At 70.5% G+C, this 22,177-nt stretch carries 14 protein-coding genes and 1 pseudogene; 8 read left to right on the forward strand and 7 right to left on the reverse strand.

Annotation, left to right across the window (positions count from 1 at the left end; all coding sequences use genetic code 11):
* Positions 1 to 16: 16 nt before the first annotated feature.
* On the forward strand, positions 17 to 1,114 hold the full coding sequence (locus ACWFRU_RS07095) for an NAD(P)-binding domain-containing protein (protein WP_453685282.1): 1,098 nt from the start codon (positions 17 to 19) through the stop codon (positions 1,112 to 1,114).
* A gap of 25 nt (positions 1,115 to 1,139) precedes the next feature.
* Here the strand turns inward: ACWFRU_RS07095 and mltG are convergent, their stop codons facing one another.
* Positions 1,140 to 1,985 carry an endolytic transglycosylase MltG gene (gene mltG / locus ACWFRU_RS07100; protein WP_453685283.1) on the reverse strand — a complete coding sequence of 282 codons (846 nt, stop codon included), beginning with the start codon at positions 1,983 to 1,985 and terminating at the stop codon, positions 1,140 to 1,142.
* A gap of 46 nt (positions 1,986 to 2,031) precedes the next feature.
* Positions 2,032 to 3,849: an ABC transporter ATP-binding protein gene (locus tag ACWFRU_RS07105; protein WP_453685085.1), complete on the reverse strand. Its 1,818-nt coding sequence runs from the start codon at positions 3,847 to 3,849 to the stop codon at positions 2,032 to 2,034.
* 116 nt (positions 3,850 to 3,965) lie between these two features.
* On the opposite strand from ACWFRU_RS07105, the gene ACWFRU_RS07110 reads away from it, so the two are divergent.
* The 3 genes from ACWFRU_RS07110 (at position 3,966) to ACWFRU_RS07120 (ending at position 9,013) form a co-directional block, all read left to right on the forward strand.
* A complete protein-coding gene (locus ACWFRU_RS07110; protein ID WP_453685086.1) occupies positions 3,966 to 4,409 on the forward strand; it encodes a MarR family winged helix-turn-helix transcriptional regulator in 444 nt (147 codons plus the stop codon).
* 61 nt (positions 4,410 to 4,470) lie between these two features.
* Positions 4,471 to 7,389: an FAD-binding and (Fe-S)-binding domain-containing protein gene (locus ACWFRU_RS07115; protein WP_453685087.1), complete on the forward strand. Its 2,919-nt coding sequence runs from the start codon at positions 4,471 to 4,473 to the stop codon at positions 7,387 to 7,389.
* Positions 7,390 to 7,552: 163 nt separating this feature from the next.
* Positions 7,553 to 9,013, forward strand: a complete 1,461-nt coding sequence (locus ACWFRU_RS07120; RefSeq protein WP_453685088.1) for a Gfo/Idh/MocA family protein — start codon at positions 7,553 to 7,555, stop codon at positions 9,011 to 9,013.
* Here ACWFRU_RS07120 and ACWFRU_RS07125 read toward each other — a convergent pair.
* Both ACWFRU_RS07125 and ACWFRU_RS07130 read right to left on the reverse strand, forming a co-directional pair.
* Positions 8,952 to 9,530, reverse strand: a pseudogene (locus tag ACWFRU_RS07125) (cation:dicarboxylate symporter family transporter); the annotation flags it as partial. The gene ACWFRU_RS07120 and the pseudogene ACWFRU_RS07125 sit on opposite strands and share 62 nt — an antisense overlap.
* A 111-nt stretch (positions 9,531 to 9,641) precedes the next feature.
* Positions 9,642 to 10,379, reverse strand: coding sequence for a L,D-transpeptidase family protein (locus ACWFRU_RS07130; RefSeq protein WP_453685089.1), 738 nt, complete (start codon positions 10,377 to 10,379; stop codon positions 9,642 to 9,644).
* Between the two features lie 294 nt (positions 10,380 to 10,673).
* On the opposite strand from ACWFRU_RS07130, the gene ACWFRU_RS07135 reads away from it, so the two are divergent.
* Together ACWFRU_RS07135 and ACWFRU_RS07140 are read left to right on the forward strand one after the other, a co-directional pair.
* Positions 10,674 to 12,536, forward strand: coding sequence for an ABC transporter transmembrane domain-containing protein (locus ACWFRU_RS07135; protein WP_453685090.1), 1,863 nt, complete (start codon positions 10,674 to 10,676; stop codon positions 12,534 to 12,536).
* Entirely contained in the window at positions 12,533 to 14,314 is a 1,782-nt protein-coding gene (locus ACWFRU_RS07140; RefSeq protein ID WP_453685091.1) for an ABC transporter ATP-binding protein, read from the forward strand. The genes ACWFRU_RS07135 and ACWFRU_RS07140 overlap by 4 nt, the downstream gene beginning before the upstream one ends.
* 95 nt (positions 14,315 to 14,409) lie before the next feature.
* Here the strand turns inward: ACWFRU_RS07140 and ACWFRU_RS07145 are convergent, their stop codons facing one another.
* Positions 14,410 to 15,303 (reverse strand): alpha/beta fold hydrolase, encoded by an 894-nt coding sequence (locus tag ACWFRU_RS07145; protein ID WP_453685092.1) that lies wholly within the window; start codon positions 15,301 to 15,303, stop codon positions 14,410 to 14,412.
* A 65-nt stretch (positions 15,304 to 15,368) separates the two neighbouring features.
* Positions 15,369 to 16,163, reverse strand: coding sequence for a metal-dependent hydrolase (locus ACWFRU_RS07150; protein WP_453685093.1), 795 nt, complete (start codon positions 16,161 to 16,163; stop codon positions 15,369 to 15,371).
* On the opposite strand from ACWFRU_RS07150, the gene ACWFRU_RS07155 reads away from it, so the two are divergent.
* Both ACWFRU_RS07155 and ACWFRU_RS07160 read left to right on the forward strand, forming a co-directional pair.
* Positions 16,162 to 18,798, forward strand: a complete 2,637-nt coding sequence (locus ACWFRU_RS07155) for a DEAD/DEAH box helicase (RefSeq protein ID WP_453685094.1) — start codon at positions 16,162 to 16,164, stop codon at positions 18,796 to 18,798. The genes ACWFRU_RS07150 and ACWFRU_RS07155 overlap by 2 nt on opposite strands.
* 68 nt (positions 18,799 to 18,866) lie before the next feature.
* Positions 18,867 to 19,772: an acyl-CoA thioesterase gene (locus tag ACWFRU_RS07160; RefSeq protein WP_453685095.1), complete on the forward strand. Its 906-nt coding sequence runs from the start codon at positions 18,867 to 18,869 to the stop codon at positions 19,770 to 19,772.
* A gap of 9 nt (positions 19,773 to 19,781) precedes the next feature.
* Here the strand turns inward: ACWFRU_RS07160 and ACWFRU_RS07165 are convergent, their stop codons facing one another.
* Positions 19,782 to 21,947: an MMPL family transporter gene (locus tag ACWFRU_RS07165; protein WP_453685096.1), complete on the reverse strand. Its 2,166-nt coding sequence runs from the start codon at positions 21,945 to 21,947 to the stop codon at positions 19,782 to 19,784.
* Positions 21,948 to 22,177 lie beyond the last annotated feature (230 nt).

Genomic DNA, 22,177 nt, shown 5'->3' on the forward strand with positions numbered 1-22,177 from the left:
GGTACGCGACGCAGCGGTGCACGACGCGGCAGCACGCGAGGTGGACGTCGTCGTCATCGGCGCCGGGCAGGCGGGGCTGTCCAGCGCCCATCACCTGCGCAAGGCCGGTTTCGCGCCGGACCGGGACTTCGTCGTCCTGGACCACGCGCCGCGACCCGGCGGCGCGTGGCAGTTCCGCTGGCCCTCGCTCACCTACGGGAAAGTGCACGGCATGCACGCGCTGCCCGGCATGGAACTGACGGGCGCCGACCCCGCGCGCCCCTCCTCGGAGGTCATCCAGAAGTACTTCGAGGAGTACGAGCAGCGCTTCGACCTGCGGGTGCACCGTCCCGTCGACGTACACAAGGTGCGCGAGGGCGAGGGCGGGCGGCTGCTCGTCGAGACGTCGGCCGGGGTCTGGTCGACGCGCGCGCTGATCAACGCCACGGGGACGTGGGACCGGCCGTTCTGGCCGCGCTACCCCGGGCAGGAGACCTTCCGTGGACGGCAGTTGCACACGGCCGTCTACCCGGGGCCCGAGGCGTTCAAGGGGCAGCGGGTGATCGTCGTGGGCGGCGGGGCCTCGGGCACCCAGCATCTGATGGAGATCGCCCCGTACGCCGCGGAGACCACCTGGGTCACCCGGCGCCCGCCCGTCTTCCGCGAGGGACCCTTCGACGAGAACTGGGGGCGTTCGGCCGTCGCCATGGTCGAGGAGCGGGTGCGGCAGGGACTCGCGCCGCGGAGCGTGGTGTCCGTGACCGGGCTGCCCGTGAACGACGCCATCCGTCAGGCCAGGGCCGACGGGGTGCTCGACCGGCTGCCGATGTTCGACCGCATCACGCCGAGCGGCGTCGAGTGGGACGACGGGCACCGCGTGGACGCCGACGTCATTCTCTGGGCCACCGGTTTCCGGGCGGCCATCGAACACCTGGCACCGCTGCGGCTGCGCGAGCCGGGCGGCGGCATCCGCATCGAGGGCACCCGTGCCGTCGTCGAGCCCCGTGTCCATCTGGTGGGCTACGGCCCCTCGGCCAGCACGATCGGCGCCAACCGTGCCGGGCGCGCGGCGGTGCGGGACATCAAGCGACTGCTGAAGGACTCCCTGCTGGAGGACGCCCCGGTCACGGTGTGAGACCCGGGACCAGGACGTCCGGGACCTAGCCGGCCTGCTTGGCCTCGCCCTTCTTCTCGCTCTGGTTCTTGTTGAACTCCGCCACGTTCTTCTGCTGTTCCTCGAAGTTCGCGGTGAAGCGGGTGTCCCCCGGCTTCACCGTCACGAAGTACAGCCAGTTGCCCGGCGTCGGATTGATCGCCGCGCGCATCGCCTCCTCGCCGGGGTTGCCGATCGGGGTGGGGGGCAGGCCCATGCGCGTGTAGGTGTTGTACGGGCTGTTGATCTTCGTGTCGCTGTCGCGGGTCTTCAGCGTGGAGCGGTTCAGGGCGTAGTTGATCGTCGAGTCCATCTGCAGCGGCATGCCCTGTTCGAGGCGGTTGTGGATGACCCGGGCCACCTTGCCCATGTCGGCCTTGGAGCCGGCCTCGGCTTCGATCATGCTGGCGATGGTGACGGTCTGGTAGACGTTCAGGGTGTTGCGGTCGGCGCCCGCCGTGACTTGATTGCCGCCGAACTTCTTGGCGGCCGTGTTCACCATGTACGAGAGCACGGACGCGGGGGTCGACTTCTTGTCGATGGGATACGTGGCCGGGAAGAGGTAACCCTCCGGGTTTCCGCGGGCGTCACCGGGGAGTTTGAGGTTCGCCTGGGGAAGGGCCTTCTTCGTGGTGCCCGCCGGTACATCGAGGGCCTTGTCGACGGCCTCGTACACCTGGCTGGTGCGCCAGCCTTCCGGGATGGTCAGCGATTCGGGGCCCGCTTCGTCGTCCGGGAGCAGCAGCGGCACCGCCACGGCGGTGACCGCCGCGACGGTTCCGGTCGCGATCAGGGCGATCCGGCCCCGACGCGTCAGTCGAATCGTGCCCCGGCGCGGAGTCTTGGTCTGCAGCATGCGGGCACATTATCTCGCAAATGCGGACATACCGAGCATATTTTCATGTCGCTGGTTCCAGTTGGGCGTCCCTGCGGACCAGAGCGGCGTATCGGCCGTCCTTTTCCAGGAGCTCCTCGTGCGTACCGCGCTCGGCGGTCCGGCCCGCGTCCAGGACCACGATCTGGTCGGCACCGCGGACCGTGGAGAGCCGGTGGGCGATCGTGAGCGTCGTCCGGTCGGCGGACAGCGCGTCGATGGCGTCCTGCACGGCGTGCTCGGTGTGCGTGTCCAGGGCGCTGGTCGCCTCGTCCAGGATGAGCACGGGCGGATCGCGCAGGATCGTACGGGCGATGGCGAGGCGCTGCTTCTCGCCGCCGGAGAAGCGATGGCCACGCTCGCCGACGACCGTGTCGTACCCGTCGGGCAGAGACGCTATGTGCTCGTGGATCTGGGCGGCCCTGGCGGCGGCGATCAGTTCCTCGTCCGTGGCGTCGGGCTTGGCGAAGCGCAGGTTCTCGGCGACCGAGGCATGGAAGAGATACGTCTCCTGGGAGACGACGCCGACCGCGCGGGCCAGCGTGTCGAAGTCCAGGTCGCGTACGTCGACGCCGTCGATCGTGACGCGGCCGCCCGTCACGTCGTACAGCCGCGGCACCAGGTAGCTGAGGGTCGACTTTCCCGAACCGGTGGGGCCCACGACGGCCAGGCTGCCGCCGGCGGGGACGGTGATGTCGATGCCGTCGAGGATCGGGCGGCTGCGGCCGTCCTCCCCGTCGTAACGGAACTCGACGCCCTCGAAGCGGACTTCGCCCTTGATCTTGTCGAGGCGCACCGGGTGCTCGGGCTCGGTGATGTCGATCGGCAGGTCCAGATACTCGAAGATGCGCTGGAAGAGCGCGAGCGAGGTCTGGATCTGCACACCGGTGGAGAGCAGGCTCACGGTGGGCCGGAACAGGCCCTGCTGGAGCGAGACGAAGGCGACGAGCGTGCCGATCGAGACCGTGGGGCCGCCCATCTGGAAGGCCAGGCCCGCGGTCCAGTAGATGACCGCGGGCATGGCGGCCATGACGATCGAGATGACGGCCATGCGCCAGCGCCCCGCCATGTTCGAGCGGACCTCCAGGTCGACGAGGCGGTCGGACTCGTCGGCGAAGGTCTTGGTGAGCGAGTCGGAGCGGCCCATCGTGCGGCCGAGCAGGATGCCGCTGACGGAGAGCGACTCGGTGACCGTCGCCGCCATCGCGGCCATCTGCTTCTGGCGCTGCGTGGCGATCTTCTTGCGTTCGCGGCCGACCCTGCGGCTGATCCACACGAAGATCGGCAGCAGGAGCAGCGAGACGACGGTCAGGCGCCAGTCGAGGGCGAGCATCGCGACGATGGTGGCGATCACGCTGGTGAGGTTCGAGACCAGGGAGGTGGCGGTGGAGGTGACCGTCGCCTGCATGCCGCCGATGTCGCTGGCGATGCGGGACTGGACCTCTCCGGTGCGGGTCCTGGTGAAGAAGGCGAGCGACATGCTCTGCAGCCGGCCGTAGACAGCGGTGCGCAGGTCGTGCATGACGCGCTGTCCGACCGTCGTGCTGATCAGGGTCTGCAGGACGCCGAAGACGCTGGTGACGACGGCGCTGAGGATCATCCCGAGGGCGAGCAGGCTCAGCAGGCCGGTCCGTCCCTGCGGGATCGCGGTGTCGAGGATTTCCTTCAGCAGGAAGGGGGTGGCGACCGAGACCAGGGAGGCGGCGGCGACCAGCAGGCCGACGATCGCGAGGCGGGCGCGGTAGGGCCGGAAGAGGCGCAGGATGCGGCGGATCTGCCGCGGCTGTTCCTCTTGGCCGGGGACCAGGGGCTGCGGTGTCCACTTGGGTTCGTCGTGAGGCATGGGCTCCTACGGGAGGTGGGACGGCCGCCGACGGGGACACCGCCGACGATGGCTGAGCGATCATAGCTCACTGTTACCTATACTCACAATGCACAAGGTCCTGATAATGTTCCCGCATGAACACCCCGGACGCCGACGGACTCCTCGCCGAACAGCTCCTGCGGCTGACCCGCAGGCTGCACCGCATCCAGAAGCGCCATCTGGTGCCGATCGGCATCACCCCGGCCCAGTCGCGCCTGCTGCGCACCCTCGTGCAGTACGACACCCCGCCGCGCATGGCCGACCTCGCCCAGCACCTCGAAGTGGTCCCGCGTGCCGTGACGAGCCTGGTCGACGGCCTGGAGGCCGGTGATCTCGTGCGTCGCGTCCCCGATCCGACCAACCGCCGGGTGATCCGCATCGAGCTCACGGACGCGGGCCGCAAGGCACTCGGCGAGCTGCGCGGCGCGCGCCTGGCCGCCGCGGAGGACATCCTGGCTCCACTGGACGCCGAGCAGCGCAAGCAGCTCGGCGGCCTGCTGAACGCGCTGTTCGACGTACGGGACGCCCCGGGCCGCTGACACCGCCGGACGTCCGCCGCCGCACGACCGTCCGACCGTCCGACCCCGCCGAGGAGAGCCGATGCCGTTCCTGGAGCCCAAGCCGGAAGCCCTGCGCCCCGTCTCGCACCCGGAGGCACCGGCGCACGACCGGGTGCCGGACCGGCAGGCCAAGGGCACCCCCGAGCCCCTGCGCTCGGAGCTGTGCGCGCTGCTCGGCGAGGACAAGGTCCTGACGAAGATCTCCGACCTCGTGCGGTACGCCTCGGACGCGAGCCCTTACCGCTTCGTGCCGCAGGTCGTGGTCGTCGCCGAGGACATCGACGACATCTCGGCCGTCCTGTCGTACGCGCACGGCAGGAGCCGCGAGGTCGTCTTCCGCGCGGCGGGCACCTCGCTGAACGGCCAGGCCCAGGGCGAGGACATCCTGGTCGACGTGCGCAAGCACTGGGCGGGCGTCGAGGTCATCGGCGACGGCGAGCAGGCCCGCATCGGGCCCGGGACGACCATCCTGCGGGCCAACGCCACACTCGCCCGGCACGGCCGTGTGCTCGGCCCCGACCCGGCGAGCGCCATTGCCTGCACGATCGGCGGAGTCGTCGCGAACAACGCCTCAGGGATGACGGCGGGCACCACCCGCAACTCGTACCGCACGGTGGCCTCACTCACCTTCGTCCTGCCGACGGGAACGGTCGTCGACACGGCGGACCCGGACGCCGACGAGCAGCTCGCGCACGCCGAACCTGCCCTGTGCGAGGGCTTGTTGCAGATCAAGCGCGAGATCGAGGCGGACCAGGAGCTCACGGCCCGCATCCGCGCCAAGTACGAGATCAAGAACACGAACGGCTACCGCCTGGACGCCTTCCTCGACGGTGCGACCCCCGTAGAGATCCTGCGCGGCCTGATGGTCGGCTCCGAGGGCACCTTCGGGTTCATCTCGGAGGTCGTCTTCGACACGCTTCCGCTGGACCGGCATCTCTCCACGGCCCTGCTGTTCTTCCCCTCGCTGCCGGCCGCCGCGACGGCCGTCCCCCTGTTCAACGAAGCGGGAGCACTGGCTGTCGAGCTGATGGACGGCAACACCCTGCGCGCCTCGACCAGCGTCGCGGGAGTGCCCGCCGACTGGGCACAGCTCCCGAAGTCGACTGCCGCGCTCCTGGTGGAGTTCCGCGCCCCGGACGAGGCAGGCCGCGAGGCGTACGAAGCGGCGGCCGCCAAGGTCCTCGAAGGACTCGAACTCGTCGCGCCCGTCGCCTCGGTGACCAACACCTTCACCCGCGACCCGAAGGCGATCGGCGGTTACTGGAAGGCCCGTAAGGCCTTCGTGACAGCGGTCGGCGGCTCTCGGCCCTCCGGGACGACACTGATCACCGAGGACTTCGCGGTGCCGCCGTCGCGGCTCGCCGACGCCTGCGGGGCCCTCCTCGAGCTCCAGACACGGCACGGCTTCGACGCCGCCGTCGCCGGACATGCCGCGCACGGCAACCTGCACTTCCTGCTCGCCTTCGACGCGGGCCTGCCCTCGGACGTGGAGCGCTATGCCGCGTTCATGGACGAGTTCTGCCGGCTGACCGTCGAGCGCTTCGACGGCTCGCTCAAGGCCGAGCACGCTACGGGACGCAACATCGCCCCGTTCCTGGAGCTCGAATGGGGGCCGAAGGCCACGGAGTTGATGTGGCGCACCAAGCAGGTCATCGACCCGGACTGCGTGCTCGCGCCGCGCATCGTCCTGGACCGCGACCCCAAGGCCCACCTCCGCGGCCTGAAGACCATCCCCAAGGTGGAGCTGATCGCGGACCCCTGCATCGAGTGCGGCTTCTGCGAACCGACGTGCCCCAGCGAGGACTTGACGACCACTCCGCGCCAGCGGATCGTGCTGCGCCGCGAGATGATGCGTCAGACGCCCGGCTCCCCGGTCGAGGACGGCCTGGTCGAGGCGTACGGATACGACGCCGTGGACACCTGCGCCGGCGACTCCACCTGCAAGCTGGCCTGCCCGGTGGGCATCGACACCGGAGCCCTGATGAAGGACTTCCGGCACGCACGGCACTCGCCACGCGAGGAGAGGGCGGCCGCCGTCGCCGCCAGGAACTTCAAGGCGGTCGAGGCTGCCGCGAGGCTCGCGGTGGCCGCGGCCGACCGGATCAGCGACCGGCTCCTGACCTCGGTCACGCGCGCCGCCCGCAAGGCCGTCCGCCCCGACCTGGTCCCCGAATGGCTGCCGGACATCCCGGGAGCGGCCGCCCGCAGACTCCCGCGCACGCCGCGCGGGGGCGCGAGCGCCGTGTACTACCCGGCGTGCGTCAACCGCATCTTCGGTAGCCCCGGTGACCGCTCCCTGCCGGAGGCGATGGTCGCGCTCGCCGCGCGCGCGGGCAGGCCCGTCTGGATTCCGGACGACGTGGCGGGGACGTGCTGCGCCACGATCTGGCACTCCAAGGGCTACGACCAGGGCAACGCGGTGATGGCCAATCGCATCGTCGAGGCGGCCTGGGCCTGGACGGCGGGCGGCAGGCTGCCGCTGGTGGTGGACGCCTCGTCCTGCACGCTCGGCATCGCGCACGAGGTGGTGCCCTATCTCACGGCCGACAACCGCGAGTTGCACCGGGAGCTGACCGTCGTCGACTCCCTAGTCTGGGCCGCGGACGAGCTACTTCCGCACTTGACCGTGCACCGCACGGTCGGCTCCGCCGTCCTGCACCCCACCTGCTCCATGAGCCATCTCGGCGACGAGGCGCAGCTCCGCACCCTCGCCGAGGCCTGTGCGGACGAGGTGGTCGTCCCGGACGACGCGGGCTGCTGCGCCTTCGCGGGCGATCGCGGCATGCTGCACAAGGAGCTGACGGAGTCGGCCACCCGCAAGGAAGCGGCCGAGGTCACCGCCCGCCCCTTCGACGCGCACCTCTCGGCGAACCGCATGTGCGAGGTGGGCATGGACCACGCCACGGGCCGCTCCTACTACTCCGTACTCCTGGAGCTGGAGCGCGCCACGCGTCCGTGAGCACGACACGCCGGATCCGCGAGCACCACACGCCGTATCCGTGAGCACCACACGCCGATGAAATAAGTCCAACTCCCTGGCCACTTCGGTCCCTTGCGCCACGCCCCTCCCGCCATCAGGGTGGCATCCGTTCCAGCGCAGGCATCCAAGCCACGGAGGTCCGATGCACGACGAGCACGCCACCCCGAACCCCGACGAGTCCGCGACCCCTGAAGACTCCGCGGACGGCGCCTCCCGCCGCGCCGTGCTCCGCACCGCCGGCCTCGCCGGAGCCGGGCTCGGACTCGGCGCACTCACCGGCGGCACGGCGCACGCCGACGCCCCGCAGGGCGCGCCCGCGGGCGCGGCCACGGCCGCCGACGCGCCGCCGCGCAAGGGCAAGACCATGGTCGGCGTACCGTTCGAGCGGCGCTCCACGGTGCGGGTCGGCATCGTCGGGCTCGGCAACCGCGGCGGCAGCATGATCGACCTGTTCCTGGCGATCCCGGGAGTGAAGGTCGTCGCGCTCTGCGACCCGGTGAAGGACAAGACGGCAGCGGCGGCGAAGAAGGTCACCGACGCGGGCCAGCCCGCCCCGGCGACGTACACCAAGGGGGATCACGACTTCGAGAACCTGTGCAAGCGCGGTGACGTCGACTTCGTGTACGTGGCGACGCCCTGGGACTGGCACTTCGACATGGCCAAGACGGCGATGCTGAACGGCAAGCACGTCGGCGTGGAGTGTCCGGTCGCCCTCCAGCTCGACCAGCTCTGGGAACTGGTCGACCTCTCCGAGCGCACGCGCAGACACTGCATGCAGTTGGAGAACTGCTGCTACGGCAAGAACGAGATGCGTGTCCTGCGCATGGCCCACGCGGGCAAGTTCGGCGATCTGCTGCACGGTGCGGGTGCCTACAACCACGATCTGCGCGGACTGATGTTCGACCCGGACTACTACGAGGGCCCCTGGCGGCGCCTGTGGCACACGCGGCTGCGCGGCGACCTCTACCCCAACCACGGCTTCGGTCCGGTCTCCAACTACATGGACATCAACCGCGGCGACCGCGTCACGCACATCTCCAGCTTCGGCACGCCCGCCCTCGGTCTCGCCGAGTACCGCAAGGAGCACATGCCCGCGGGCGACCCGAGCTGGAAGGAGACGTACATCGAGAGTGACCGCACCATCAGTCTCGTCCAGACGGCGAAGGGCCGGGTGATCCGCCTGGAGCACGACGTCAGCACCCCGCACCCCTACTCCCGGATCAACAGCCTCGGCGGCACGAAGGGCGTCTTCGAGGACTACCCGGCGCGCATCTACATCGAGCCGGACCACACGAACGACCAGTGGGGCGACTTCGCCAAGTACGCGAACGACTTCGACCACTGGCTGTGGAAGGAGCACTCCAACCCGCCGGGCGGGCACGGCGGCATGGACTACATCATGATCTTCCGACTGATGCAGACCATGCAGCTCGGCCTCGTGCCGGACTTCGACGTCTACGACGCCGCGGTCTGGACGTCGCCCGTCCCCCTGAGCCATCTCTCGATCAAGGCGAAGGGCGCGCCGCAGGCCATCCCGGACTTCACTCGCGGGATGTGGAAGAAGGCGCGTCCGGGAGTGGACTCGGAGAAGCCGCAGGCGTAAGGGGCTTGGGCCCGGCAGCGCGCACATCGGCGCTGCCGGGTTCCTGCGTCCCCTCCGTCTGTTCCGTGTGTTCCGCCCGCTCCATCTGTTCCGCCTGTTCCGTCTGTTCCGGCACGAAGGCGATCTCACCGCCCAGAACCTTCTTCGCCCGTGCCGTGTCCAGTGCGCCTTCCCAGCGAGAGACCACAAAGACGGCGACGCAGTTGCCGAGCAGGTTCGTGGCGACGCGCATCGCGTCCATGATGCGGTCCACGCCGAGCAGCAGGGCGACGGCGCCGGCCGGGATGACCCCGAGCGCGGAAGCGGTCGCGGACAGCGCGAGGAACGCCGAACCGGGCACGCCCGCCATGCCCTTGCTGGTCAGCATCAGGACGAGGACGACCGTGATCTGCTGGCCCAGGCTCAGGTCCACGCCCACGGCCTGCGCGATGAACAGCGTGCCGACGGAGAGATAGATCGAGGCACCGTCGAGGTTGAAGGAGTACCCCGTCGGCAGGACGAGGCCCACCGCGTCGTCGAACCGGAACAGTGCCTTCCGGGATGCGGGGCCGCGTGACCGCTCCGGGGTAGTCGCTCCCGCCCCGGGGAAAGGTGATGCCAGAAGGGCCTTAAGGGCCTTGGCCCAGCCCTAGGCCTTCAAGTTCGCCTTGTCGCCCATCAGCACGACCGGGTGCTGCTTCGGGTCAAGGTTCTTCAGGAGGTACCGCATGCCCTCCTTCGACAGGCTGACGCAGCCCGACGTGCCGCTGCCGTGGTCCATGTGCAGCCAGATGCTGCCGCCCTTGGACTGGCCCTGGGGGCGCGTCGGGTCGGTGGGCGGGGTGCCCTTGGCGCGGTTGTAGTCGATGGCGATGACGTAGTCGAAGTCGTGCCAGTGCGACTTGGCCCAGTAGCGGGGCGCCTGCATCGACGCGCTGCGGGTGTACGGGAGGCCGGCGCCGGGATCGGCGAGGACGCCGCCCGCGTCGGTGAGCGTGAAGACGCCGACCGGGCTGCGCTTGTCGTTCTCGCGGTGGTCGGTCGTCCAGCCCTTCTTGCCGTTGTGCGCGGCCCAGCTACGGGTCTTGTCCCATGTCGAGCCGGACTTCTCGTACAGGACGACCGTCGACTTCGCCGAGTCCACGCCCTCGCCGTAGACCGCGACGACCTGCCGGGAGTTCCCGGGGATCTTGCTCTGCAGGCGGTCACCCACGTCGGGGATGCGCTTGAGGTCGGTCGTCGGCGACGCCTCGGCTCTCTTCGCGTGGCCCGCGCCCTGGTCGTCCCTGGCTCCGGGCCCCGCTCCGTCCGAACTGCCGCAGGACGTCAGAAGAACACCGCAGGCCGCGACGGCGGCCGCCGCTCGCACCGCACCGGCTATACGCATCCGTCCATGGTCGCACTCGGTTCACGCGAGCCGCGTCGGCGCCCTGGCCGCGACCGAGAAGGGGCCGAATCTTTACTCGCCGACGGAAAATCGTTTGCCTCGCGCGACCGTGCGAGGCGAACCTTTCACGGCCTGTTACCTCCGCGCCTGTTACCTCCACGCCTCTTACCTTCGCCCGATGTCGGCCGCTCCCTTCGCGGAGCCGCTCCCCGCCCGTTCGCCACCGTCCGTTCACGCCGGCACGCTCCGCCGAACCGACGATTCCGTCTCTCCGACCCTGGGACGTCACACGTCATGCAGATTCGCGATCTTCCGTACGCCGACCCGGGCATGCCGGATGCCCGCTCGGGCCCCCACTTCCTGCGCTGGCTCGGACGGAACCAGCTCGGCGGCCAGCTGAAGTCCCTCGCCTGGGGCCTGCTGCACTTCGGCTCCATCGCGGTGCTCCCCTACCTCGTCGGCGTCGCCGTGCAGGCCGTGGTCGACCGGTCGGGGGAACGCCTCGCCGTCGCGGGCGCGGTGATGCTGCTGTGCGGCATGGCCATCGCGCTGGGCGACACCATGCTGCACCGCACCGCGGTCACCAACTGGATCACCGCGGCCGCCCGGGTCCAGCAGCTCCTTGCCCGCAAGACCGCCCAGCTCGGCTCGGCGCTCACGCGGCGCGTCGCCGCCGGTGAGGTGGTCGCCGTGTCCACCGGCGACGTGGAGAAGATCGGGTGGTTCGTGGAGGCGGCCTCACGCTTCGCGGCGGCCGCGCTGACGGTCGTCCTCGTCTGCGTGGGCCTGGTCGTGTACCAGCCCGCTCTCGGTGTCGTCGTCGCGGTGGGGGTCCCGGTGCTCGCGCTCGCCGTGCTCCCGCTGCTGCCGCGCGCCACCCGGCGGGCCGACCACCAGCGGGAGAAGGCCGGGCGCGCGACCGAACTGGCATCGGACACCGTGGCGGGCCTGCGGGTGCTGCGCGGCATCGGCGGCGAGGAACTCTTCCTCGACCGCTACCGCCACGCCTCGCAGGAAGTGCGTACGGCGGCCGTGCGCAGCGCCCGCATGTGGGCGGCGATCTCGGCCGTCCAGGTGCTGCTGCCGGGGCTGCTCCTGATCGTGGTCGTCTGGCACGGCGTGAACCTGGCCCGCGAGGGCCGCATCACCATCGGCGAGCTGGTCACCGTCTACAGCACGGTCACACTGCTGACCTACCCCTTGCGGCACTTCGAGGAGATCGCGATGGCCTACAGCTTCTCGCGCCCCTCGGCCAAGCGCGCCGCCCGAGTGCTCTCCCTGCAACGCACCACGCAGGCCGGTGACGAAGCCCCATACCAACCGCGTGACGACGCGCATGACGAACCGCGTGGCGACGCCATGACGCCCACGGGTGATCTGTACGACCCCGCGACCGGGCTCCTCGCGCCTTCGGGACGTCTCACCGCCGTCGTGTGCGGGGATCCGGACGAGGCGGGACGGCTCGCCGAACGCCTGGGCGGACACGCCGCGTTCGACGACGCCGAGAAGCTGCCGTCCGTACGGCTCGGCGGGGTACCGCTCGACGAGGTTCCGCTGGCCACCGCCCGAACCGCCGTCCTCGTACAGGACAAGGACCCGGTGCTGCTCTCCGGCACGCTCCGCGGACTCCTCGACGTACCGGCGTCGGGAGCGGTGAGCGCCGACGAGGCCCTGGAGGCCGCGCAGTGCGCGGACGTCCTGGACGCCCTGGCGCAGGCATCGGTGGACGAGGCCCCGCTCGACGCCCATGTCACCGAGCGCGGGCGCTCCCTGTCGGGCGGCCAGCGGCAGCGGCTCGCACTGGCCCGCTCGCTGGTCACCGACCCCGGCGTCCTCGTGCTCGACGAGCCGACGTCCGCCGTCGACTCGCACACCGAGGCGCGGGTCGCCGACGGCGTCAAGGGCCTGCGCAAGGGACGGACGACCGTGGTCCTCACCTCGTCGCCGCTCCTCCTCGACCGGGCCGAGCGGGTCGTCTTCCTGCACGAGGGTGAGGTCGCGGCGGTGGGCTTGCACCGCGAACTGGTGCACACCGAGCCGCGCTACCGGGCGGTCGTCACACGCGAGACGGACGAGGAACAGGCGCCGAAAGCGCAGACCGGCATCGGGACCGACATGGGGACCGACATCGACATCGACATCGAGGAGACGGCATGATCGGCCTGGCGCCACCGGAGTACGACCCGGCGGCCCCGACCACCGCGGACACCCTGCCCGTGGGCGCGCCCGCGACGGTAGTGGCCTACGTACGCGAGCTGGTCAAGCGGCACCGCCGGGCCTTCGCCCTGCTCATCACGGTCAACACCTGCGCCGTGATCGCCTCGATGGCCGGTCCGTACTTGCTGGGCGATCTGGTCGAGAACGTCGCGGACGGCGCTCGCGACCTCCATCTGGGCCGCACCATCGGCCTCTTCGCCGTCGCTCTCGTCGTGCAGGCCCTCTTCGTCCATCAGGTGCGGCTGCGCGGGGCGATGCTCGGTGAGCGGATGCTGGCCGATCTACGCGAGGACTTCCTCGTGCGGTCGGTCGGGCTCCCGCCGGGTGTGCTGGAGCGGGCCGGGACAGGCGACCTCCTTTCACGGATCACCACGGACGTCGACCGGCTCGCGAACGCCATGCGGGAAGCGGTGCCTCAGCTCGCGATCGGCGTGGTGTGGGCCGCGCTGCTCATCGGCGGACTCGCCGTGACCGCGCCGCCGCTGGCCCCCGCCATCCTCGTCGCGGTGCCGCTGCTCGTGGTCGGCTGCCGCTGGTACTTCAAGCGGGCGCCCTCCGCCTACCGTTCGGAGGCCGCCGGGTACGCCGCGGTCGCCGCCGCTCTTGCCGAGACCATCGACGCGGGGCGGACGGTGGAGGCGCACCGGCTCGGGAAGCGCCGCGTGGACCTGTCGGAGCGTCGTATCCGTGAGTGGACCGCGTGGGAACGGCACACGCTCTACCTGCGTTCCGTCCTCTTCCCAGTCATCACGTTCACCCACACCCTCGTGCTCTGCTCGGTCCTGATGATCGGCGGAGTGTTCGTCCTGCAGGGCTGGATCGGTGTCGGCCAGCTGGCCACGGGCGCACTGATCGCGCAGATGCTCGTCGATCCGCTGGGGATCATCCTCAGGTGGTACGACGAGCTGCAGGTTGCTCAGGTGTCACTTGCCCGCCTGGTCGGCGTACGGGACATCGAACCGGATGCGGGCGACGGCTCCGTCACCCCCGAGGGACGCGATGTGCTCGCGGACGACGTGCACTTCGGCTACCGCGCGGGCGTCGACGTCCTGCGGGAGGTCTCCCTCGCCGTCGAGCCGGGCTCGCGGGTCGCCCTGGTGGGCCCGTCCGGCGCGGGCAAGTCCACGCTGGGCAGGCTGCTCGCCGGGATCTACGCACCGCGGGACGGTCATGTCACGCTGGGCGGCGCGGAGTTGTCGGCCATGCCCGCCGAGGACGTGCGCTCCCACGTCGCGCTGGTCAACCAGGAGCACCACGTCTTCGTGGGTTCCCTGCGCGACAACCTGTTGCTCGCGAGGACCGGGGCGCGGGACGCCGAACTGTGGGCGGCCCTTGGCGCGGTCGACGCGGACACCTGGGCGCGGGCCCTGAGCGAGGGCCTGGACACCGAGGTGGGCTCGGGCGGCTTCGCCCTCACCCCGGCGCAGGCCCAGCAGATCGCACTGGCCCGCCTGGTCCTCGCCGACCCGCACACCCTGGTCCTCGACGAGGCGACCTCGCTCCTCGACCCGCGCGCGGCACGCCACCTGGAACGTTCCCTCGCGCGCGTCCTGGACGGCCGTACGGTCGTCGCCATCGCCCACCGGCTGCACACCGCACACGACGCGGACGTCATCGCGGTGGTCGAGAACGGCCGGATCAGCGAGCTGGGCAGCCATGACGAGCTGGTGGGCGCGGGCGGCGCGTACGCCGCACTGTGGCGGTCCTGGCACGGGTAGGGGGAGCCCCGCTTCGGCGGGACGAAGTACCGGCGGGACGAAGCGTTCCTTCGCGCTCCGTCCCGCCGACCAGGACACCGGGGACCGGACCGCCCCTACGCTTGGCTGCCCGCGGAGTCAGGCCCGTTGTCCAGCACCTCGCGCAGCCTGAGCGCGAACTCGTCCGGCTTGCCCGGGTATCCGGAACTGGCGTCCGTGAAGCCGCCGTGGTGGCTGGGGAACACGACCGGCCGCTGTCCCAGCAGCGCGGCCGCCGCCTCCGAGGTACGCCAGGTGAACACGCCCTCCGACTCCTCCCCCACCGCGAGCACGATCCGCGTAGGTGCCGCGGCGAGGGCACCGACGTCGAGCCGAAGGCCGCTGACCGCCCAGGACCGGTCGGAGAGCAGCGGGTCGTCGCGCGAGCCGTCGTCCTGTGTCGGCAGGCCGAAGGCGGCAGGATCGGGGGCGGGCTGCGCGAAGTAGGCGTCGGTGAATTCGCCCTGCCACGACGTCATCGCGATGAAGGCCGCCATACCCGCGCCCCAGCCGCTCTTGTCGTACGCCTCCCGCACACCGCCCCGCGCCCGCTCGGCGGCTCGGGCGTCGGGGAGCACGGAGAGCAGCGGCGGCTCGTGCGCGACCAGGGTGATCACGTCGTCGGGATACGCCGTCACCAGTGCCAGCCCGACCGCGGCACCGCCGCTGCTGCCGAACAGCTCGACGGGCCCGGCTCCCAGCGTGTGGATCAGGGCGTGTACGTCACCGGCCTGGACCTCGGGGTCGTGATCGTCCCTGCCGTCGCTGCGGCTGCTGCGGCCGAGGCCGCGCGGGTCGTAGGTGACCACGGTGCGATCGGGCAAGCGGGCCGCCAGGGCCGCGAAACCGTCGGCGGTCATGGGCTGGCCGATCATGAACAGCGGGGGGCGCCCGTCCGCCGTCGGCACGGGGCCGTGCACGTCGTAGGTGAGCTCGGCGCCGGGTGTCTTGAGCGTGTGCGTTGTCGTCATGACCGTATAGACCACGCTTGCCGCCGGAACTCATCGCCGGGGAGCGCCCGGATGAGAATCCGCCCTCAGATGTAGTTGAGAGCCGCCGCCCCGCCCACTCCCCCGAGCAGCATGAAGGCCGGCATCAGGACCTTCAGCTCGACCCAGCTGCCCGCCCGGAACCGCATCAGCTTCGGCGGCCCGATGGGGTACCAGCGCTTGCGGCCGATGGGGATGGGCCACAGGATCGGGCAGCCGGAGACCGTGAGCGCGTCCCCGATGTCGTGCACCAGGGCGCCGAGCACGATCGGAAGACCCAGCCACAGGTACTCCTGGCCCGGCGCGGTGAACAGCCAGTCCGCGCCGTTGCCGGGCTTGTCCAGGACTCCGGCCAGGATCCAGGCGCTCGTCGCGGCGAGCAGCCACACCAGCACATCGCTGCTCGACCCGCGCGCGGCCCGCCACAGCAGGCCCTCGATGGCGAGCACCATGTGGACGAAGAGCAGCGCGAGGACCGCCCAGCGGCCGCCGAAGATGGCGAGGGCGGAGGCGCCCGCCCCGATGAGGACGGCCCACAGCCAGGTGTGCGTGAGGGTGCGGTGCCCGCCGGCGCGGCGCGGGTCGCCCTGCTTGCGGGTCGCCTTGTAGACGGCGGCCGACAGCTTGTCGACGATCTCGCACAGGCCTCGGGAGACGGGTCCAAAAGCTCGCGAGATGGTCGCCGACTTGTGGTCCAGGTCGGGTGCGAGCGCGGCCCCGGCGCAGATCAGGGCACCTACGAGGAGGACCGGCCAGGGCATCGTGTGCCCCGCGGCCGCCGCTGCCGCTCCGACGCCGAGCCAGGCCGCGGCCCCCGACAGTGAGTGTGCCGGACCCATCATGGCTGTTGCCCGCCCCATTTCTGTTGTGCTGACGCCCCGTTGGCCACACAGCGTAGCGTTCGTGATCTTCAGACAGACCGCCGGTTCCCGGATCGGGACAGAAGGAAGGCAAGATGGGGGTGTGACCCTTATTGATCAGCTGCCGCCGGATGCCGACCCCGATGCCCTCTTCGAAGCCTTCTCCTCGTGGGCCGAGGAAACGGGGATCACTCTCTATCCGGCTCAGGAGGAGGCGCTGATCGAGGTGGTCTCCGGAGCCAACGTGATCCTGTCCACGCCCACCGGCTCCGGAAAGAGCCTGGTCGCGGCGGGCGCGCACTTCACGGCACTGGCCCAGGACAAGGTCACCTTCTACACGGCTCCGATCAAGGCGCTGGTGTCGGAGAAGTTCTTCGACCTGTGCAAGCTCTTCGGCACCGAGAACGTCGGCATGCTGACCGGTGACGCGTCCGTGAACTCCGACGCGCCGGTCATCTGCTGCACGGCCGAGGTCCTCGCGTCGATCGCGCTGCGGGACGGCAAGCACGCCGACATCGGCCAGGTCGTGATGGACGAGTTCCACTTCTACGCCGAGGGCGACCGCGGCTGGGCCTGGCAGATCCCGATCCTGGAGCTGCCGCAGGCCCAGTTCATCCTCATGTCCGCCACGCTCGGCGACGTCTCGATGTTCGAGAAGGACCTGACGCGCCGTACGGGACGCCCCACCTCCGTGGTCCGCTCCGCGACCCGCCCGGTCCCCCTGTCGTACGAGTACCGCCTGACGCCCATCACCGAGACGCTCACCGAGCTCCTGGAGACCAAGCAGGCGCCGGTCTACATCGTGCACTTCACGCAGGCACAGGCCGTCGAGCGCGCGCAGTCGCTGATGAGCATCAACATGTGCACCCGCGAGGAGAAGGACAAGATCGCCGAGCTGATCGGCAACTTCCGCTTCACCACCAAGTTCGGCCGCAACCTCTCGCGGTACGTGCGCCACGGCATCGGCGTGCACCACGCGGGCATGCTGCCCAAGTACCGGCGCCTCGTCGAGAAGCTGGCGCAGGCCGGCCTCCTGAAGGTCATCTGCGGCACGGACACGCTGGGCGTCGGCGTGAACGTCCCGATCCGCACGGTCCTCTTCACCGCCCTCACCAAGTACGACGGCACGCGCGTACGTACCCTGCGCGCCCGGGAGTTCCACCAGATCGCGGGCCGCGCGGGACGCGCGGGCTTCGACACGGCGGGCCTGGTCGTGGCGCAGGCGCCCGAGCACGTCATCGAGAACGAGAAGGCGCTGAACAAGGCGGGCGACGACCCGAAGAAGCGCCGCAAGGTGGTGCGCAAGAAGGCCCCCGAGGGCTTCGTGGGATGGACCGAGTCCGGCTTCGAGAAGCTCATCGCCTCCGAGCCCGAGCCGCTGACCTCCCGCTTCCGCGTCACGCACACCATGCTCCTGGCGGTGATCGCCCGCCCGGGCAACGCCTTCGAAGCGATGCGTCACCTCCTTGAGGACAACCACGAGCCGCGCAAGCAGCAGCTGCGGCACATCCGCCGCGCCATCGCCATCTACCGATCGCTGCTCGACGGCGGTGTGGTCGAGAAGCTCGACGAGCCGGACGCCTCGGGCCGCATCGTGCGTCTGACGGTCGACCTGCAGCAGGACTTCGCGCTCAACCAGCCCCTGTCGACGTTCGCCCTGGCCGCCTTCGACCTGCTCGACCAGGAGTCCCCCTCGTACGCCCTGGACATGGTGTCCGTCGTCGAGTCCACCCTGGACGACCCGCGCCAGATCCTCGCCGCCCAGCAGAACAAGGCGCGCGGCGAGGCCGTCGCGCTGATGAAGGCGGACGGCGTCGAGTACGAGGACCGCATGGAGCGGCTCCAGGACGTCACCTACCCCAAGCCCCTGGAGGAGCTGCTCTTCCACGCGTACAACACCTACAAGACGAGCCACCCGTGGGTCGGCGACCACCCGCTCTCGCCCAAGTCCGTGATCCGCGACATGTACGAACGGGCGCTGTCCTTCACGGAGTTCACGTCCTTCTACGAGCTCGCCCGCACCGAGGGGATCGTCCTTCGCTATCTCGCGAGCGCGTACAAGGCGCTTGAGCACACCATCCCGGACGATTTGAAGTCCGAGGACCTGGAGGACCTCATCGCCTGGCTCGGCGAGATGGTCCGTCAGGTCGACTCAAGCCTCCTCGACGAGTGGGAGCAGCTGGCCAACCCCGAGGTGATGACCGCCGAGGAGGCCCAGGAGCGCGCCGACCAGGTCAAGCCGGTCACCGCCAACGCCCGCGCCTTCCGCGTCCTGGTCCGCAACGCGCTCTTCCGCCGCGTCGAGCTCGCCGCGCTCGACCACGTCGAGGAGCTGGGCGAGCTGGACGCCGATTCCGGCTGGGACGCGGACGCCTGGGGCGCGGCCATGGACAAGTACTGGGACGAGTACGAGGACCTCGGCACCGGTCCCGACGCGCGCGGCCCCAAGCTGCTGCTCATCGAGGAAGACCCGGAGCACGGTCTGTGGCGCGTCCGGCAGACGTTCGCCGACCCGAACGGCGACCATGACTGGGGCATCAGCGCGGAGGTCGATCTCGCGGCCTCCGACGAGGAGGGCCGCGCCGTCGTCCGCGTCACGGACGTCGGCCAGCTCTGACCGCTGACCGCTGACCGCTGACCGCTGACCGCCCCGAGCTTCCCCCGGACAGGAGTCGAGGAACCGCCATGAACAACCCCGCCGACCGTCTTGTCGACGTGCTGGACCTGGAGCAGATCGAGGTCAACATCTTCCGTGGCCGCAGCCCGCAGGAGTCCCTGCAGCGGGTCTTCGGCGGGCAGGTCGCCGGGCAGGCCCTGGTGGCCGCGGGGCGCACCACCGAGGGCGAGCGCCCGGTGCACTCGCTGCACGCCTACTTCCTGCGGCCCGGCCGTCCCGGCGTACCGATCGTGTACCAGGTCGAGCGGGTGCGGGACGGGCGCTCCTTCACCACGCGCCGGGTGACCGCGGTCCAGCAGGGGCGCACCATCTTCAACCTCACGGCCTCCTTCCACCAGCCCGAGGAAGGAGCCTTCGAGCACCAGCTGCCGCCGCGCATCACGGCTCCCGACCCCGAGTCGCTGCCGACGGTCGTCGAGGAGATCACCGAGCATCTGGGCGAGCTCCCCGAGCAACTGGAGCGCATGGCCAGGCGCCAGCCCTTCGACATCCGTTACGTGGACCGGCTGCGCTGGACCGCCGAGGAGATCAAGGACGCAGAGCCGCGCAGCGCGGTCTGGATGCGCGCGGTCGGCCCGCTCGGCGACGACCCCCTCGTCCACACCTGCGCGCTGACGTACGCGAGCGACATGACGCTCCTGGACGCCGTCCGCATCCCGGTGGAACCCCTGTGGGGTCCGCGCGGCTTCGACATGGCCTCGCTGGACCACGCCATGTGGTTCCACCGTCCCTTCCGCGCGGACGAATGGTTCCTGTACGACCAGGAGTCGCCGATCGCGACGGGCGGCCGCGGTCTGGCACGCGGCCGCATCTACGACCTCGAGGGCAGGCTGCTGGTCTCCGTCGTCCAGGAGGGGCTCTTCCGGCCCTACGGTGAGCGCCACATGGACGGCCGGCCCTCCACGAGGGCGTGAGCGCTCGCCTCAGTCACGCTTGCCGACCGGTGGTACGGCCTGGCTCTCGCCCTCGGCATCGATGTGCGGGAGCAGCCGGTCCAGCCAACGCGGCGCCCACCAGGCGGATTTGCCCAGGAGTGTCATCACCGCGGGCACCAGCAGCAGACGGACCACGGTGGCGTCGATGAGCACGCTGGCCGCGAGGCCGAGCCCCAGCATCTTCACCACGATGTTGTCGCTGATGATGAACGCGGCGAAGACGCTCACCATGATCAGGGCGGCACAGGTGATGACCCGTGCGGTGATCTCCAGGGCGTGGGCGACACTCGCCCTGGCGTCCCGGGTGCGCTGCCACGCCTCGTGGACCCGGGACAGCAGGAAGATCTCGTAGTCCATGCTCAGACCGAAGACGATCGCGAACATCATCATCGGTACGTAGCTCTCGATCGGGACCTTGCCCGACACCCCGAGCGCCGGTCCGCCCCAGCCCCACTGGAAGACGGCCACCACGACCCCGTACGACGCGGCGATCGACAGGACGTTGAGCACCGCGGCCTTGACCGCGACGAGCAGGCCGCGGAACACGACGAGGATGACGAGGAAGGCGAGCGCCACCACCACCGCGATGATCAGCGGCAGCTTCTTGGAGACGATCTCCAGGAAGTCGGCCTGCGCGGCGGTCGTCCCCGTGACGTACGTGCTCGCCTTCGTCCCGGAGACCGCGTGCGGGAGCACGTCGTCGCTGAGGTTCTTGTGCAGGTCGGTGGTCCGCTCGTCCTGCGGGGCGGCCACGGAGTAGGCCGTGGAGATCAGGACGTCGCCGTCCGACGTGGCCGTGAGCGGCGTGATGGCGGCCGCGTCCGGCACATCGGTGAGGGCCTTCTGCGCCTGGCTCTTCAGTGCCGCCCTGTCCGACTGGGGTACGTCGCTCTGGTCGATGACGAGGGTCATCGGGCCGTTCGAGCCGGGGCCGAAGGCGGAGGACATCAGGTCGAAGGCGCGCCGGTCGGTGAAGGACTTCGGGTCGGCCCCGTCGCCGATGTGCCCGAGCTGGATGGAGAAGACCGGGACGGACAGGACGGCGAGCACGACGGCGCCGCCGACGAGGAACCACCAGGGCCGCCGCTCCACGCGCTGCGCGTAGCGATGCCAGCCGCCCTGATCCTTGGTCCCCGGGCCGGTGCTCGTCTCGGCGATCGGGGTCCGCACCCGCAGCGTGTCGATGCGGCGCCCGATCAGGCCGAGGAGGGCGGGCACCAGGGTCAGCGCCCCGAGCACCGCCGTGACGACGGTGACCGCGGCGGCCAGGCCCAGCTTGCCGATGAACGAGATCCCGGAGACCCACAGCCCGGACAGGGCGATGATCACCGTGCATCCGGAGACCAGGACCGCCCGGCCGCTGGTCGCCGTCGCGTGCCCCGCCGCCGTGACGGGGTCCTTGGTGAGGAGATTCTGCCGGTGGCGGGTGACCAGGAAGAGGGCGTAGTCGATCCCGACGCCGAGACCGATCATCGTGGCCAGCGTCGGTGACACGGTGGCGAAGGTGAAGGCGGCCGCGAGCAGGCCCAGGCAGGCAAGGCCGCACACCACGCTGACCAGCGCCGTCACCAGGGGCAGCAGTGCGGCGAGCACGCTGCCGAATCCGATGAGGAGGACCACGATCGCCACGCCGAAACCGATGGCCTCGCTCGTGCGGTCGTCCGCCTCGGGGCGGGCGAGCTCGCCCAGCGGGCCTCCGTACTCCACCTCCACACCGGCGGAACGCAGCGGCTGCACCGCCTTGTCGACGCCGTTGAGATAGTCGGCACCGAGGGTGGAGGGCTGTACGTCGAAGCGGACGGTGATGTAGCCCGTCTTGCCGTCGGAGGACAGCGGTCCCAGGTTCGGCGTCCCGGCGGGCTGCTGCTGTGCGGGCAGCGGGCTCTGCGCGGACAGCACGTGGGGAAGTTTCTGCAGACTGCTGACCGCCGAGCTGACCTGGTCGCTCTGGTCGCTGAGGGGCTTGGCCGCGTCGTGCAGGACGACCTGGGCGCTGTAGCCGCCGGCCGCGGGTTCGTGTGCCTTGAGTACGTCGAGGCCTTTCTGCGAGGCGGTGCCGGGCAGGGAGAAGTCGTCGGAGTACGCACCGCCGTAGGCGTGGTTGAGGACCTGCAGCCCGACCAGCGCGGCGAGCCACACCACGATGACGGTCACACAGTGGCGGGCGCACCACTGACCGATCCCGCGAAGCCGTCCGCGCCGGGGCCGGGAGGAACTCGGGCGGGAGGCATTCGGGCGGGAGGGTGAAGCGCCGGACCCCGCCGGTGAAGCGCCCGAGCCCGGCGGTGGGGTGCTCGGCCGTGGCTCGCTCGGCCCGTGTGGCACAGACATGCTTGCTCCCGGAGGCATAGGTCACTCCGGATTCAACGCAACGCCGGCACGCC

The sequence above is a fragment of the Streptomyces sp. NPDC055099 genome, assembly GCF_053607685.1.

What these genes read in the sequence shown, in the direction of transcription:
- ACWFRU_RS07105 (WP_453685085.1), bottom strand. Translation starts at nt 3,849, where the DNA reads ATGCCTCACGACGAACCCAAGTGGACACCGCAGCCCCTGGTCCCCGGC.
- ACWFRU_RS07110 (WP_453685086.1), top strand. Translation starts at nt 3,966, where the DNA reads ATGAACACCCCGGACGCCGACGGACTCCTCGCCGAACAGCTCCTGCGG.
- ACWFRU_RS07115 (WP_453685087.1), top strand. Translation starts at nt 4,471, where the DNA reads ATGCCGTTCCTGGAGCCCAAGCCGGAAGCCCTGCGCCCCGTCTCGCAC.
- ACWFRU_RS07120 (WP_453685088.1), top strand. Translation starts at nt 7,553, where the DNA reads ATGCACGACGAGCACGCCACCCCGAACCCCGACGAGTCCGCGACCCCT.
- ACWFRU_RS07130 (WP_453685089.1), bottom strand. Translation starts at nt 10,379, where the DNA reads ATGCGTATAGCCGGTGCGGTGCGAGCGGCGGCCGCCGTCGCGGCCTGC.
- ACWFRU_RS07135 (WP_453685090.1), top strand. Translation starts at nt 10,674, where the DNA reads ATGCAGATTCGCGATCTTCCGTACGCCGACCCGGGCATGCCGGATGCC.
- ACWFRU_RS07140 (WP_453685091.1), top strand. Translation starts at nt 12,533, where the DNA reads ATGATCGGCCTGGCGCCACCGGAGTACGACCCGGCGGCCCCGACCACC.
- ACWFRU_RS07145 (WP_453685092.1), bottom strand. Translation starts at nt 15,303, where the DNA reads ATGACGACAACGCACACGCTCAAGACACCCGGCGCCGAGCTCACCTAC.
- ACWFRU_RS07155 (WP_453685094.1), top strand. Translation starts at nt 16,162, where the DNA reads ATGGCTGTTGCCCGCCCCATTTCTGTTGTGCTGACGCCCCGTTGGCCA.
- ACWFRU_RS07150 (WP_453685093.1), bottom strand. Translation starts at nt 16,163, where the DNA reads ATGATGGGTCCGGCACACTCACTGTCGGGGGCCGCGGCCTGGCTCGGC.
- ACWFRU_RS07160 (WP_453685095.1), top strand. Translation starts at nt 18,867, where the DNA reads ATGAACAACCCCGCCGACCGTCTTGTCGACGTGCTGGACCTGGAGCAG.